Source organism: Algoriphagus antarcticus, from assembly GCF_002150685.1.
GTDB lineage: Bacteria > Bacteroidota > Bacteroidia > Cytophagales > Cyclobacteriaceae > Algoriphagus > Algoriphagus antarcticus.
This window is the reverse complement of sequence record NZ_MSSW01000032.1, coordinates 32,543-46,135: the sequence shown is the minus strand read 5'-3', so window position 1 is coordinate 46,135 and position 13,593 is coordinate 32,543. Positions and strand designations below refer to the sequence as shown.

Below are 13,593 nucleotides of genomic sequence, written 5' to 3'. Positions count from 1 at the left end.
ATTCTAAAGTTAAGCTAAGGGTTTATAAACTACTTTTTAAGAGCGGGCTAAGATAATTTGTTTTGCTAAAATACCAATTGCCGCTCGGAAAGTTTTCGGCTCAAAACCAAGCTGTTCTCGAGCCTTGTTGATCACAAAACCAGTTATTAAGGGTCTTTTTGCTGGCTGAGAGAAAGTGCTGGAGTCAGCACGCTTGATTAATTCTTTGTTTAGCCCAAAAAAATCGGCGGTGATGTTTGCCATTTCATAAGCACTCAAATAGTCTGGCCCAGAAATATTAAAAATCCCCTCTGCTCCTTTCTCGGCTATCAATATACAACCTGCTGCCAAATCCTCAGCGAGCGTAGGCGTACGGAACTGATCATCTACTACTTGAATTTCTTTCCCGGCTTCCAGAGATGATTTCACCCATAGAACGATATTCGTTCGGCTCATATCATGGGCTATCCCAAAAACCAATACTGTTCGTGCAATTGCCCATTTAGTCTTAGAACCCATTACCAACTGCTCAGCTTCGAGCTTGGTTTCACCGTAATAATTGACAGGGGCAGCTTCTGCATTTTCATCCAGAGGGCCTTCTTCTCCTGAGAAAATAAAGTCGGTGGACAAAAAAATGAAATGTGATTCGCATGCCTCAGCTGCTTTGATCAAATAAGCTGTGGCGTTGACATTTGAATCGTAGCAATCCTCCTGATTCAGCTCACATTGATCGACATTAGTCATAGCTCCACCATGGATGATGATATCCGGATGGATACTAGCCAAAGATTTTTCTACTTCTGCCGCATTGGTGATATCCAGAGGCACATATTCGAATCCGTCACCCGGCAATCTGCATTCTCCTTTTCCGCTGGCAACTATCTGAAAATCTCCTTTTTCGACCAATTGGGCAACAAGTTTTTGCCCCAGCAAACCATTGGCACCAGTGATAAATATTTTTTTCTTACTTTTCATCTGAGTAGCTGTAGCCATATTCTTTTTCGATTTTCTTTCGGGACATTTTCTCCACTTTCACATTCATAAATACAGGCTCATTAGGCGTGTCTCTATTGCCAGTAGGAACATTGGATATCTCATCCGCCACTTCCAAACCTTGGATCACTTCTCCAAAAACCGTATACTCCTTGTCCAAATGAGGCACCCCGCCTACGGTCGTGTAAGCTTCTAGTTGTTCTTTGGTGAAGTCCTTGGTCAAATTAGTATTTAGCGAAGACTCCAGTTCTTCCCGCTTTGAAAGAAGCAGCGTAGTCAAGCTATCATACTTTTGCTCATTGTATAGGCGGATATAGGTATTCTTCACTTCTGCCTGACTTCCCAACTCCATATATTTCATAAAGGCCGTTTGAAGTGCCTTCATATCCGTAGTCAATTCAAGCTCATCGTAGACCTTCCCTATCACAATATAAAATTGCGATCCGTTGGATCTCCGCTCAGGATTGATGCCATCCCCTTGGCGGGCAGCTGCTATCATGCCTTTTCTGTGAAAGTGGTTCGGTCTAATTTCCGCAGGTAAAGTTGGCCACTCTTGCGGTGGAAGATCCTCTTTAGTGAAAACGTCCCCACCCTGAATCATGAAATCTTTCATCACACGCTGGAATTCGGTGGAATCAAATCTCCCTGCTTCTGCCAATTTGATGAAATTGGATTTGTGCTCTGGCGTATCGTCAAAGAGCACAGCCACAATATTCCCGTGACTGGTCTCTATTGTAATCACATAATCTTTCTCCCCAGCACAGGCAAATGAGCTGGCGCACAGGAAGACCAAAAGTAAGGTTCTTAGAAATCTCATTTATTCAGCGTTAATTTGATTTGATCTAATATCACTTTTCCGCCTGCGGCAAAAACTTTGGCAGCAAGCTCCTGTCCCAGTTTTTCGGGCTGATCAGCATTTCCTTCTACCAGAATGGAAATCCGTTCTTTGCCATCCAAGCTCACAATTCCGCCTTTTAGACTAAGCTGGTCCCCTGTGAGATTTGCTAGCGCAAAAACAGGAATGCTACACCCACCTTCCAATACTCTCAAATAAGCTCGCTCAGCACGTAGTCTCAACGAAGTCTCCAGGTTATTACAAGCTGATGTGATTTTAATCTTTAATTCCAAATCCAATTTTTTTGCCGCTTCGACGGCCACAGAACCCTGCCCAACTGCCGGCGTGAATTCATTCAAATCCAATTCCTCCACGATCATATGATCATACTCCATGCGATGCGCACCTGCGTATGCAAGCAATAACCCATCACAAAGACCTTCTTCCATCTTTCGAATTCGAGTTTGCAGATTTCCACGAACGTCCACTGTTTTCACATGTGGATAAAAATGCTTCAATGTAGAAACCCGACGCGTAGATGAAGTGCCTAAAACAATGTTGTTCTTCAGAGAAATAGATGTATCATGAGAAACAAGCACATCATTTTCCTTTTCTCGCTCGGTAAAGGCAATAATTTCAAAGCCTTCTGGCAAATTGGACTGCAAGTCCTTTGCACTGTGGACAGCAATATCAATTCGTCCATCCAGCAATTGATCTTCCAACTCCTGCGTAAAAACACCTTTGCTTCCAATCTTGGCTATGGAGACGTCAAGGATTTGATCTCCTTTGGTATCTATGATCACAATCTCTGTACTCAGCCCTGCTTTTTGCAAAAGTCCCTCCACATGATAAGCCTGCCAAAGCGCTAATTTGCTTCCGCGAGTACCTATTTTCACTAACTGACTCATTGACTTGAAATATTTAATGGGCGTTTGTTCATCCCATCTTCTATAAACTTTATGATCGCGCCAGCGACATCTATCCCGGTAGCTTTCTCTATGCCTTCCAGTCCTGGCGAGCTATTCACTTCCAAAATCAATGGCCCTCTCGCGGACTGAAGCATATCTACACCAGCTACATCCAGTCCAAGTGCTTTTGCCGCACCTAGAGCAGCTTGCTTTTCAGCCCGACTCAATTTGATAATTGTAGCTTTTCCTCCACGGTGAAGATTGGATCGGAATTCGCCCTCTGCACCTTGGCGCTTCATGGCTCCTACCACTTTTCCATTCACTATGAAAGCGCGTATATCAGCGCCTTTGGCTTCCTTGATAAATTCCTGAATAATAATTCTCGCCTTCAGCCCGTGAAAAGCTTCAATCACAGATTGACTGGCTTTTCGAGTTTCAGCCAAAACGACTCCAAGGCCCTGAGTTCCTTCAAGTAATTTTATTATCAAAGGCGCTCCGCCTACATGCTCAATAATTTGCTTTTCTCCGCCTTTGGAAAAGTTGGTAAAAGCGGTTTTGGGCATTCCCAATCCAGCACTGGATAAGATTTGCAAGCTTCTCAGTTTGTCTCTGCTCCGCACGATAGCCTGAGAATGAACCGCTGAAAAAGCACCCATCAACTCAAACTGACGAACTACAGCTGTACCGTAAAATGTAACTGACGCTCCGATTCTAGGAATAATCGCATCTACATCTGTAAGTTTTTCGCCTTTATAAATAATCGAAGGCCCTTCTTGCTCGATTATCAGATCACAAATACTGTGATTTACTATTATCGCTTCATGCCCGGCTTTCTGAATCGCTTCAAAAAGCCTCCTGGTAGAATATAAATATGGATTCCTGGAAAGTATTGCAATTTTCATGAGAAAATTATTAGATGGTTTAGGTCTCTTTTATGACCTCTATGGTCTCGGAGGTTATTTATTTATGTGATTATACGGAATCTTGCCAGTAGAAAATTTATAGGATCGAAGGTCCAAAGACACATTGAATTCTGGTTTACTTCGGTCTTACTTATTTCTGTATTGTCTAGCCAAATTGACTTTACAAACATTTACAAGAAAACGATTTCTTAGGATTTTTCGCCCGAGGAGAATAGCATTTCTCATACTCGACCGATCCGATAGCGTAAACTCCGCCGAATATATTTCATCAGCAAGTTCAAAGGTAGTCTCGATCAAATAGCGAACCTCTGTCTGACCGAAGGAATTTTTCACTTTCTTCTCTCTGAAGTGCTCAAAGGTAACCACTTCGCCTGTATATGATTTGTGTCCCGGAAGTAGAGCTTGGAATTGCAACATGCGTTTTCCGTTGATTTCGACTACATCCAAATTCTCAGCATGAATGCTGCTTGTGTAGGCACCTGTATCCACTTTCGCCCAGACCAACTTCAGCCCCAGATCCGGAAGAGACACCTTTTCTTTTCTACCAATAATTTTTTGATCCATATCAGCTGATTTTAGCCATCAATCTGGTCACATTCATAGACAGATCTGTAAAGATAAATTTAGCATTGCCATTTCTTTCCAAATGATAATGCGCCATGTTGAAATCACCATAGAGCTTACCGACATGCTCTTCCTTCAGGACCTTCCCACTGATTTTATTTACAAAATCACGATCCTCGTCATGGGTACGGAGAAGCTCATCCAAACCGGCATTCTTCAGAAGAATCTCCCTCAGTACATTCAATCCAGTCAATACAAGTGATTTTTGCGCCTCTTTATCTGATTTGTGAAAATCATCCGCTAGTCCAAAAATACTTTTGAAATCTGCTTTATAACAGGACAAAAACCACTCTCTGATTTTTTTGACCTGAAGATCTTCTACCCGATCCACTAATCTGTATGCTTCACGAAGATTCCCATCTGCCAGCATGGCTATCTGATCAGCGGACGCTTCGTCACAAAGTCCCTTTGCGATAAGATGATTTTTCACTTCCTCATCTGAAAAACCTCGAATCGTTACTTTCTGAGTTCTGGAAAGAATAGTAGTGAGTAACTGATCAGCATGACCAGTGACCAGGATGAAAAGAGTCTTAGGCTGAGGCTCTTCTAGAATTTTCAGCAGCGCATTTGCCGCAGAAGGGTGAAGAAATTCTGGTGCCCAGATCATCATGATTTTGTAGCCACCTTCGAAAGACATCAAAGAAAGTGCTTGAATGATTTTGCGTGCGGCTCCCTTGGAGATATTCAGTTGCTTCTTTTCGAAGCTGTTGAAATAGATAAAATCATGAACATTTCCGTATGGTTGCTCAGTTACAAATTTCCTCCAGCTCGTCAACACATCTACCTTTTCATCTTCTTCCTTATCATCTTCTTTTGCCTTGGCAATAGTCGGAAAAGCAAAGTTCAAATCAGGCAAAACCAACCGACTCATTCTCTGACATGTGGAGCAAATTCCACAAGAGTCTGTAGCACCTGGATTTTCGCAGTACAAATAGGTGCACAACGCCAGCGCCATTGTCAAATTAGCGGAACCTTCAGGCCCGTGAAATAGTAATGCATGCGCCAAATGATTATTTTTGACGGCATTGACAAGGTTTTCTTTAGTTTCGGGAAGCCCCGGTATCTCTGCGAATTGCATGAATTAATTGATCAGGATGTGGTTTCCCAAATTCTATAGTTTTTGGACATTTCGAAAATCGTACGCAAGATTTCCTGTTCTTCCGTATTCAATTCCAGTCCTCTTCGTGCCACTACGGCTTTTGCTGTCTCTAGAAATTTTGGAAACAAAAAGGTAGAGAATCCTTCTTCTCCACCCCAAGCAAAGGAAGGAATAAATTTACGTGGAAATCCTGGGCCAAAAACATTGGAGCCTATTCCGACCACCGTCCCGGTATTAAACATAGTATTGATACCACATTTAGCGTGATCACCCATCATAAGTCCACAGAATTGTAAACCCGTGTTGGAGTAATTCCCGACTGTATAATCCCAAAGTTTCACTTGCGAATAATTATTTTTCAGGTTACTGGTATTCGTATCAGCTCCCAAATTGCACCATTCTCCGATCACGGAATTGCCCAAAAAACCCTCATGACCTTTGTTGCTATAGCCGAAGATCACCGAGTTGGACAGTTCCCCTCCTACTTTAGAATGAGGGCCGACTGTGGTATCTCCTTTTATTTTGGCACCCATGTTTACCGTAGAGTTATCGCACAGTGCAAATGGCCCCCTTATTAATGCCCCTTCCTGGATCTCAGTATCTTTCCCTATGTAAATAGGCCCACCGTCTGCATTCAAAACTGCTGCGCGAATCACCGCACCCTCTTCGATGAAGATATTTTCGGGTGAATATAATTTGGAGTGAGGATCCGTGACATTCGCCGACTTTCTTCCTTGGGTGAGTAGATCAAAATCCTTTCTTATTTCAGCACCATTGAACTGGAAAATATTCCATGTTTTTAGCAGAAGTGTTGGCTCAGAATCCATCTGAACGATTTCTTTGCCCTTTACAGCGCCGAGATTCCTTTCCGTTTCGCCCATGTAAGTAGCGATCAGTGTTTTGCCGAAATAAAGTGCTTGATCTGAAGAAAGAGATTTTAATACGCTAAGACTTGCACTATCGGGTAGCCAAGCGCCATTTATTGCTAGCGTATTGCCTGACTTGCGAGGAAATTTCTTTTGGAGATAATCTTGAGTGAGAAAGGAAACCGAAGACCCGGTTATCTTTTGCCATTTCTCAGAAATCTTCAGAATTCCGACGCGGATATCCGCCACAGGTCTGGTAAAAGTAAAAGGGAGCAATGACCCACGAATGGCGGGATCATCAAACAACAAAATCGAGTCCATGTGGCAAAAATAAAAAAGTCTCCCGGAATCCATGCTCCGGAAGACTTTTTAGCCTGAGATAAGGAAGAATTACTTCTTCTGAGCGTATCTTCTGTTGAATTTCTCAACACGACCCGCAGTATCAAGCATCATTTTCTTACCAGTGTAGAACGGGTGAGACTGAGAGCTCACTTCCACTTTGAACAATGGGTATTCGTTGCCATCTTCCCAAGTGATTGTTTCGCTTGTTTCGATAGTTGACTTAGTAAGAAATTTAAACTCGCTAGAAGTGTCGTAGAAAACGACGTCTCTGTAGTTTGGATGGATATCAGCTTTCATATTATTGCTAGTTATATAGTACCTCTTTCAAATGAGGCACAAAGTTACCCTTTTTCAGAAAACCCACCAAATGTTTGCCAAGTATTTCTAAGTCAATTGATCAAAAGGATCCCAAAAGCGGATTTCAGAACACAAAAGAAGGGCTTTTTAAACAAAAATAATATAGGAATCAAAGCCTTTGGGATTCAAAAATGCTAATTCAGCTTATTGAAGCAGTGAATTGTCCTAGTTTCAAACCTCTTTATTAGTATTCCATTTTCAGGAATGTTTTCTAGATTTAGCCAATGCTAAGACCACCTTACTTTCGCCTGCTTATAGTTATAGGCATATTTTTACTTCCACTTTTTGCCTTTGCACAGGGAAGCTACATCCCATTCGATAGGGATTACTACCACAAAATCGAGCGGTATGAAATTCTTCAGGGAAAAAACAATCCGGTGTTTCATACGGGAACAAAACCCTATCGAAGGGATCATGTGTCCCAGTTCCTTGACAGTATTGCCAGTGACGCGGTTATCAGCACAAGTGTAGATCGCTTCAATCTGGCTTATTTAAGTCAGGACAATTGGGAATTTGTGAGCCGCGAAACCCCTGAGTCCAAAAAACCTTTCCTGAAAGGACTGTACAGAAGACCTGGGGATTTTGCACATTATTATAGTGAGGAATTTGACATACATGTGAGCCCAGTCTTGTATTTGAATGGCGGAATGGAACCAGACAATGTTCAAAACCCTAACCGTCTTTCTCGTGGTGTAGTTTTACGGGGTTCGATTGATAAGAAAGTAGGCTTTTACACTTACTTCACTACTTCAGAAGCATTTTTCCCTTCTTGGGTAAAAGGCTATGCTGAGCAAAATGGCGCTGTGCCCGGCGAAGGTTTTTGGAAAGAATATAATGCAGATGGCTACAGTTATTTCTCAGCTTTGGGACATGTGAGCTTCAATATCACCAAGCACATTCAAGTAGAAGTTGGTCACGACCGAAACTTAATAGGCGAAGGCTACAGATCATTCTTGCTGTCTGACTTTTCCAATCCTTACATGTTTGTGAAGTTCAATACGCAGGTATGGAAATTCCAACTGACCAATATCTGGACACAAATGACTGCCGATGTAGATTATAATCGTGGAAGGCCTACCGACGGCCGATATCCTCAGAAATGGTTCTCCTTTCACCGTCTAGGCTTTAATGTGGGCAAAAATCTAAACCTGGGATTATTCGAGTCAGTGATGACGGATAAAGTTGACTTCAACTATTTCAATCCAATCGTATTTTACCGATGGGTGGAGCAGTCGCTGGGAACGCCGGACAAAGTCATGCTGGGAATAGATTATAAGTGGAACCTCTATCCTTCCATGCAGCTTTATGGTCAGTTTGCACTGGATGAATTTGTGTTCTCCGAGTTTTTCGGTCAAGACGGGAAAGGTTCAAAGCGAAACAAATACGGTATCCAAGCTGGATTTAAATACATAGATCTTTTCAGCCTGTCAAATCTTGATTTGCAATTGGAGTACAATTCTGCAAGGCCCTATACATTTCAGGAGAAAATCGATTATCAATCGTATAGCAACTGGCGGACTCCACTCACTCATCCAAGAGGAGCTAATTTCCGTGAAATGCTGGGCATCATTCGATATCAACCTATCCCAAAGCTGAATCTTACTTTCCTCACCATGTACCAACTCTATGGTGCAGATCCAGATGAGGCCACCAACTGGGGTGGAGATGTTTTGAAAAATAGACTAGAGGGCAGTCCAACAGGCTTATTTGGAAATGAAATCGGACAAGGAATTGAGAACAAGGTAATTCAGACCAATCTGAATGCAAGCTATATGCTTCGTCACAACTTCTTCATTGACGCTTCCCACACTTTCCGAAGAAGAACTGCACAGGATCTGGACAGCCCTGCGACCACACAATACCTGCAATTAGCCTTCCGCTGGAATTTCATTCGACCTGATTACAACTATTAACCAGGAACCTCTGCTGCCATTTTTGCGTAACTTGCGAGATTATTCCACGAATATTAGTTTATGAAGACTTACCTGCGAATTCTTTCCTATGCCAAGCCATACGGGAAATTCGTGCCTACTTATATCATTTACGCATTTCTTTCCATTGTCTTTGGACTGCTGAATTTTACTCTTCTGAAGCCGCTCTTCGATGTGATCTTCGAGCAAGTAGATCCTGAGTCGCTGGCCAAATACATCGAAAAGCCTGAATTCAGTTTTTCTCTGGAGTATTTTTCACATCTTTTCAATTACAATTTCCTACAGGTCGCTGAAGAGCATGGCAAAATGGGGACGCTTTATTATGTCTGTGCTATCATTGTTGTTTCCGTTTTCCTCGCCAATTTGTTCACCTATTTAGCAGGAGTTGTTTTAGCAAAAGTGAGAGCTACCGTGATCAAACGCATGCGGATGGATATTTTCGGGCAGGTCAGCAAGCTTCACATTGGTTATTTTTCCAATGAGCGGAAAGGCGATCTGATGTCAAAAATGACTAATGATGTACAGGAGGTAGAAAATACGATTGTGCAATCGCTCCGAGTCGTATTTCGTGAGCCAATGACCATTATTCTATATTTTTCAGTACTCTTTTTTATGTCTCCTAAGCTGACGATTTTCACCATTTTGATCATTCCGATCACTGGAGCGATTATCGGTGGCATTACCAAAAGACTTAAGAAAAAAGCGGTGCAAAGTCAGGAATCCCTGGGCAGGATAGTGAATATTCTGGACGAGACGCTAGGCGGAATGCGAGTAATCAAGGCCTTCAATGCGGAGCTGTTTATGAGGGGGAAATTTGATCAGGAAACAGATTACTATGCTGGAGTGAACGTGAATATGGCTCGAAAGAATGAGCTTGCTTCTCCGATTTCCCAATTTCTCGGTGTATTTGTTGTAGCTGGGATTTTAGTCTATGGCGGTGGGCTTGTACTCAGCGGCAATTCTGATCTGGGTGCTTCGGACTTCATTACCTACATCATTATTTTCACCCAAGTTTTGAACCCTGCCAAAGAAATATCGCGAGCAGTGAGCAGCATTCAACGGGGAATTGCATCAGCAGAGCGGATTTTCACTGTGGTAGATACACCATCGCAAATCAGTTCACCAGTCAATCCAGCTGTATTGAGTTCTTTTGAAAAATCAGTCGAAGTCAAGAATGTAAGCTTTGCGTATCAGGATGCGATCGTACTGAAAAACATCAATTTCACGTTAAATAGAGGAAAAACTATTGCGCTTGTGGGGCCATCTGGGGGTGGCAAATCGACACTGGCAGATCTTGTACCACGCTTTTATGATCCCACTGAAGGTGATATTTTGCTCGATGGAAAAAATCTAAAAGACTTTAACCTCAAAGATTTGCGTAGCTTGATGGGAATAGTGACGCAAGAATCCATCTTATTCAATGACACAGTATTCAACAACATCGCCTTCGGAGTAGAAGGTGCTTCAGAGAAGCAAGTAGTAGAAGCTGCGAAAATCGCCAACGCGCATGAATTTATCGAAACTATGGAAGATGGCTACCAAACAAGCATAGGCGAGCGAGGCTCGAAGCTATCTGGCGGACAACGTCAGCGCTTGAGTATTGCGCGGGCAGTGTTGAAAAATCCCCCAATCTTAATCCTTGATGAGGCAACCTCCGCCTTGGATTCAGAATCAGAATTTTTAGTTCAGGAAGCTTTGACTAAATTAATGAGCAATAGAACCACACTTGTCATCGCACACAGACTGAGTACCATTCAGCATGCAGATGAGATTTTGGTCATTGAGCGCGGAGAAATCGTACAGAGAGGAACTCACTCTGATTTGAGTCAAATTGACGGCTTGTATCAGAAACTTTCTAGTATACAGTCGGTTTAGTATATTCGTTAAAACTAATTTCAAAACCCATGAAAAAACTTCACCAAATCCTTCAAATAGCCCTTTTGGTATATTTTGGTGCTTTTCTTATTTTCTTCGTTGCCTTCGATACCCTTGGTGGAATCTTTGGAATGGAAGAAATCACATCAGATTCCATGGTAAAAATCACTTTAATTGGCTTGATTCTTTTTCTTGCCGCTTGGGGAAGCAGCTATGCAGCATACAGCAGTCTAACCTCTCAAATCAAGAAGATGGAAAGTGAGACACATGCCCTTAAGGCAAAGATTTATGACTTTGAGCATCCAAGAGTTCCCTCTAATACTTCTACGAAACCAACATTACCATCTGACAAAGATCCAAGCAACATTGCACCGAGACAAAATTTTACTGATAAGTAAGATTTTAAGTTTGTCAAACTAGTATATTGAGGAGACCAATCAGGTCTCCTTTTTTAATATTATGGTAGCTAAAACTTTTGGAAGCGCAGTATCTGGAGTAGATGCAAACATCATCACGATAGAGGTGAATGTAGGGCAAGGGACCAGTTTTTTCATGGTGGGTCTTCCCGATTCTGCCGTGAAAGAATCCCAGCAAAGGGTAGAGAGTGCCCTGAAATACTTTGGTTATAGAATGCCTCGACAAAAAGTCGTGATTAATCTGGCTCCAGCGGACATTCGTAAAGAAGGTTCTGCCTATGATCTTCCTATTGCGATGGGGATTTTGCAGGCTTCCGAGCAGGTAGATTTTCCAGCATTAGGCGACTATGTCATCATGGGGGAGCTTTCTCTGGATGGGAATCTCAGACCTATCAAAGGCGTTCTACCCATCGCAATAGAAGCAAGAAAGAAAGGATTTAAGGGATTTATCCTTCCTGTAGAAAATGCCAAGGAAGCTTCGATTGTCAATAATTTGGATATTATCGCAGTAGAAACAATGCAGCAAGCCACAGATTTTTTGCTGGGCGAATTGGAAATTGTGCCTTTAGTAACGGATACTCGAGAGATTTTTTACCATTCGCTGGATGATATTGAGTTTGACTTCGCCGATGTGCAAGGTCAGGAAAACATCAAACGAGCAATGGAAATCGCAGCAGCCGGAGGGCATAACGTGATTATGATCGGTCCACCAGGTGCAGGCAAAACCATGCTTGCCAAACGACTTCCGTCCATTCTTCCTCCATTAAGTTTGGTAGAAGCATTGGAAACAACTAAGATTCACTCCGTCGCTGGCAAACTTGGTAAAAACGGATCATTGCTTGCAAATCGTCCTTTTCGCTCACCGCATCATACGATAAGCGATGTGGCGCTAGTTGGTGGTGGCGGAAATCCTCAGCCAGGAGAAATCTCTTTAGCGCATAATGGGGTTTTGTTTTTAGACGAATTACCGGAGTTCAAGCGAAGCGTCTTGGAAGTCATGCGCCAGCCGCTGGAAGAGCGACGGGTAACAATTTCCAGAGCGAAAGTTTCGGTGGATTTCCCTGCCAACTTTATGCTGATTGCCAGCATGAACCCATGCCCTTGCGGTTACTATAATCACCCAGAGAAAGAATGTGTTTGTGGGCCAGGAATCGTGCAGCGGTATTTGAACAAAGTTTCCGGGCCACTTCTGGATCGCATCGATCTGCACGTAGAAGTGACGCCGGTGAAGTTTGACGAAATGACCTCCACAAGAAAGACAGAATCGAGCAAAGAAATCCGAGAGCGTGTGATCAAAGGCCGCGAACGTCAAAAGGAGCGATTCAAAGACAATCCTGAAGTTTTTTGCAACGCCATGATGCCATCGCATTTAACAAAGCAAATCTGCCAAATCACCGACGCGGGGAAAATACTTTTAAAAACTGCCATGGAACGGTTGGGCCTATCAGCAAGAGCTTATGATAGAATTCTGAAAGTAGCCCGAACCATCGCTGACATCTCAGGAAGTGAGGACATCAAAGTCGAGCATTTGGCTGAGGCTATTCAGTATAGAAGTTTGGATAGAGAAGGCTGGGCGGGGTAGAAATTTAAAATGAAGGAATTGAAAATTTAAAATGAAGGAATTGAAAATTTAAAATTGAATAGGGCTGTACCTAAAGGCACAGCGGAAACATTTATTCAAATATATTCTACCCATAGCATGTCCCTAAAGGGGCGAATTGCCAGTAACAAAAAGTAAAATCGAAATATTTCTAAAGATTTTTCCGGTTTGCTCGAAAACGTAAATATTTATTGGCAGACATTTTAGACAACATAATTTCACAGAGCAAATAATGACCCCTGCGAATCGTCCCGTTAGGGACCTACTAAGGGACCTACTATGGGTAGAACTTTAAGCGATCGTGAACCATGCCGTGCCTTTAGCTACGGCGCTAATCCCTCATTTATGACCACCGAAATCCTACTTCGCTACCTTCATTTTATCAGCATTTTTGCAATTGTGGGTTCATTGGTTGCTGAGCATCTTTTGCTGAAAAAGGAGCTGACACGAATAGAAATAAAGCGAATTGCCGCAATAGACGGGCTTTACGGAATGGGAGCCTTGACGCTGTTAGGGGTTGGTCTCACGCTATGGCTTGGAAGCTATGGAAAGCCTGCAGAGTTTTATTCACAGAATTTCATCTTCCATATCAAAATCACACTTTTTGCTACAATTGGGATTTTATCCATTTACCCGACGGTATTTTTTATCAGAAATGCGAAAGGTAATCCTTTGGACATTATTCAAATCCCAAAAACAATCTTTATGCTTCTAAGGTTAGAACTCGTCATATTAGTTATCATTCCTCTTCTTGCTGGCTTGATGGCAAAAGGAATTGGGTATTTTGGGTAATTCGATTCAATTTCACATCGCCTCTCCTTTTCAATATACTATTCAATAAAATA

At 42.4% G+C, this 13,593-nt stretch carries 13 protein-coding genes; 5 read left to right on the top strand and 8 right to left on the bottom strand.

Annotation, left to right across the window (positions count from 1 at the left end):
- Nucleotides 1–36 precede the first annotated feature (36 nt).
- The 8 genes from BVH04_RS12455 to BVH04_RS12420 all read right to left on the bottom strand — a co-directional run bounded on the left by BVH04_RS12455 (nt 37) and on the right by BVH04_RS12420 (nt 6,866).
- Nucleotides 37–972, bottom strand: coding sequence for an SDR family oxidoreductase (locus BVH04_RS12455; RefSeq protein ID WP_240510913.1), 936 nt, complete (start codon nt 970–972; stop codon nt 37–39).
- The gene (locus BVH04_RS12450; protein ID WP_086541803.1) at nt 944–1,789 is read right to left on the bottom strand and encodes a peptidylprolyl isomerase; all 846 of its coding nucleotides are present in this window, start codon (nt 1,787–1,789) and stop codon (nt 944–946) included. The genes BVH04_RS12455 and BVH04_RS12450 overlap by 29 nt, the downstream gene beginning before the upstream one ends.
- The gene (gene hemC / locus BVH04_RS12445) at nt 1,786–2,715 is read right to left on the bottom strand and encodes a hydroxymethylbilane synthase (RefSeq protein ID WP_086541802.1); all 930 of its coding nucleotides are present in this window, start codon (nt 2,713–2,715) and stop codon (nt 1,786–1,788) included. The genes BVH04_RS12450 and hemC overlap by 4 nt, the downstream gene beginning before the upstream one ends.
- Nucleotides 2,712–3,617, bottom strand: a complete 906-nt coding sequence (rimK, locus tag BVH04_RS12440; RefSeq protein WP_086541801.1) for a 30S ribosomal protein S6--L-glutamate ligase — start codon at nt 3,615–3,617, stop codon at nt 2,712–2,714. Before rimK ends, hemC begins: the two co-directional genes overlap by 4 nt.
- A 147-nt stretch (nt 3,618–3,764) precedes the next feature.
- Nucleotides 3,765–4,202: an ATP-dependent zinc protease family protein gene (locus tag BVH04_RS12435; RefSeq protein ID WP_086541800.1), complete on the bottom strand. Its 438-nt coding sequence runs from the start codon at nt 4,200–4,202 to the stop codon at nt 3,765–3,767.
- Nucleotide 4,203: 1 nt separating this feature from the next.
- The gene (locus BVH04_RS12430) at nt 4,204–5,340 is read right to left on the bottom strand and encodes a DNA polymerase III subunit (protein WP_086541799.1); all 1,137 of its coding nucleotides are present in this window, start codon (nt 5,338–5,340) and stop codon (nt 4,204–4,206) included.
- Between the two features lie 11 nt (nt 5,341–5,351).
- Nucleotides 5,352–6,548 carry a GlmU family protein gene (locus BVH04_RS12425; protein ID WP_086541798.1) on the bottom strand — a complete coding sequence of 399 codons (1,197 nt, stop codon included), beginning with the start codon at nt 6,546–6,548 and terminating at the stop codon, nt 5,352–5,354.
- Between the two features lie 69 nt (nt 6,549–6,617).
- Nucleotides 6,618–6,866, bottom strand: a complete 249-nt coding sequence (locus BVH04_RS12420) for a type B 50S ribosomal protein L31 (RefSeq protein ID WP_057939325.1) — start codon at nt 6,864–6,866, stop codon at nt 6,618–6,620.
- 284 nt (nt 6,867–7,150) lie between these two features.
- On the opposite strand from BVH04_RS12420, the gene BVH04_RS12410 reads away from it, so the two are divergent.
- The 5 genes from BVH04_RS12410 to BVH04_RS12390 all read left to right on the top strand — a co-directional run bounded on the left by BVH04_RS12410 (nt 7,151) and on the right by BVH04_RS12390 (nt 13,540).
- Nucleotides 7,151–8,839: a hypothetical protein gene (locus BVH04_RS12410; protein WP_240510912.1), complete on the top strand. Its 1,689-nt coding sequence runs from the start codon at nt 7,151–7,153 to the stop codon at nt 8,837–8,839.
- A 60-nt stretch (nt 8,840–8,899) separates the two neighbouring features.
- Complete coding sequence (locus BVH04_RS12405) at nt 8,900–10,732, top strand: ABC transporter ATP-binding protein (RefSeq protein ID WP_086541796.1); 1,833 nt, start codon at nt 8,900–8,902, stop codon at nt 10,730–10,732.
- A 29-nt stretch (nt 10,733–10,761) separates the two neighbouring features.
- Nucleotides 10,762–11,130, top strand: coding sequence for a hypothetical protein (locus tag BVH04_RS12400; protein WP_086541795.1), 369 nt, complete (start codon nt 10,762–10,764; stop codon nt 11,128–11,130).
- A 61-nt stretch (nt 11,131–11,191) separates the two neighbouring features.
- On the top strand, nt 11,192–12,730 hold the full coding sequence (locus BVH04_RS12395) for a YifB family Mg chelatase-like AAA ATPase (RefSeq protein WP_086541794.1): 1,539 nt from the start codon (nt 11,192–11,194) through the stop codon (nt 12,728–12,730).
- Nucleotides 12,731–13,093: 363 nt separating this feature from the next.
- A complete protein-coding gene (locus BVH04_RS12390) occupies nt 13,094–13,540 on the top strand; it encodes a DUF2214 family protein (RefSeq protein WP_086541793.1) in 447 nt (148 codons plus the stop codon).
- Nucleotides 13,541–13,593 lie beyond the last annotated feature (53 nt).

Bases quoted from the DNA above. Each gene is read 5' to 3' on its own strand.
- BVH04_RS12455 (WP_240510913.1), bottom strand. From the start codon at position 972: ATGGCTACAGCTACTCAGATGAAAAGTAAGAAAAAAATATTTATCACT.
- BVH04_RS12450 (WP_086541803.1), bottom strand. From the start codon at position 1,789: ATGAGATTTCTAAGAACCTTACTTTTGGTCTTCCTGTGCGCCAGCTCA.
- hemC (WP_086541802.1), bottom strand. From the start codon at position 2,715: ATGAGTCAGTTAGTGAAAATAGGTACTCGCGGAAGCAAATTAGCGCTT.
- rimK (WP_086541801.1), bottom strand. From the start codon at position 3,617: ATGAAAATTGCAATACTTTCCAGGAATCCATATTTATATTCTACCAGG.
- BVH04_RS12435 (WP_086541800.1), bottom strand. From the start codon at position 4,202: ATGGATCAAAAAATTATTGGTAGAAAAGAAAAGGTGTCTCTTCCGGAT.
- BVH04_RS12430 (WP_086541799.1), bottom strand. From the start codon at position 5,340: ATGCAATTCGCAGAGATACCGGGGCTTCCCGAAACTAAAGAAAACCTT.
- BVH04_RS12425 (WP_086541798.1), bottom strand. From the start codon at position 6,548: ATGGACTCGATTTTGTTGTTTGATGATCCCGCCATTCGTGGGTCATTG.
- BVH04_RS12420 (WP_057939325.1), bottom strand. From the start codon at position 6,866: ATGAAAGCTGATATCCATCCAAACTACAGAGACGTCGTTTTCTACGAC.
- BVH04_RS12410 (WP_240510912.1), top strand. From the start codon at position 7,151: ATGCTAAGACCACCTTACTTTCGCCTGCTTATAGTTATAGGCATATTT.
- BVH04_RS12405 (WP_086541796.1), top strand. From the start codon at position 8,900: ATGAAGACTTACCTGCGAATTCTTTCCTATGCCAAGCCATACGGGAAA.
- BVH04_RS12400 (WP_086541795.1), top strand. From the start codon at position 10,762: ATGAAAAAACTTCACCAAATCCTTCAAATAGCCCTTTTGGTATATTTT.
- BVH04_RS12395 (WP_086541794.1), top strand. From the start codon at position 11,192: ATGGTAGCTAAAACTTTTGGAAGCGCAGTATCTGGAGTAGATGCAAAC.
- BVH04_RS12390 (WP_086541793.1), top strand. From the start codon at position 13,094: ATGACCACCGAAATCCTACTTCGCTACCTTCATTTTATCAGCATTTTT.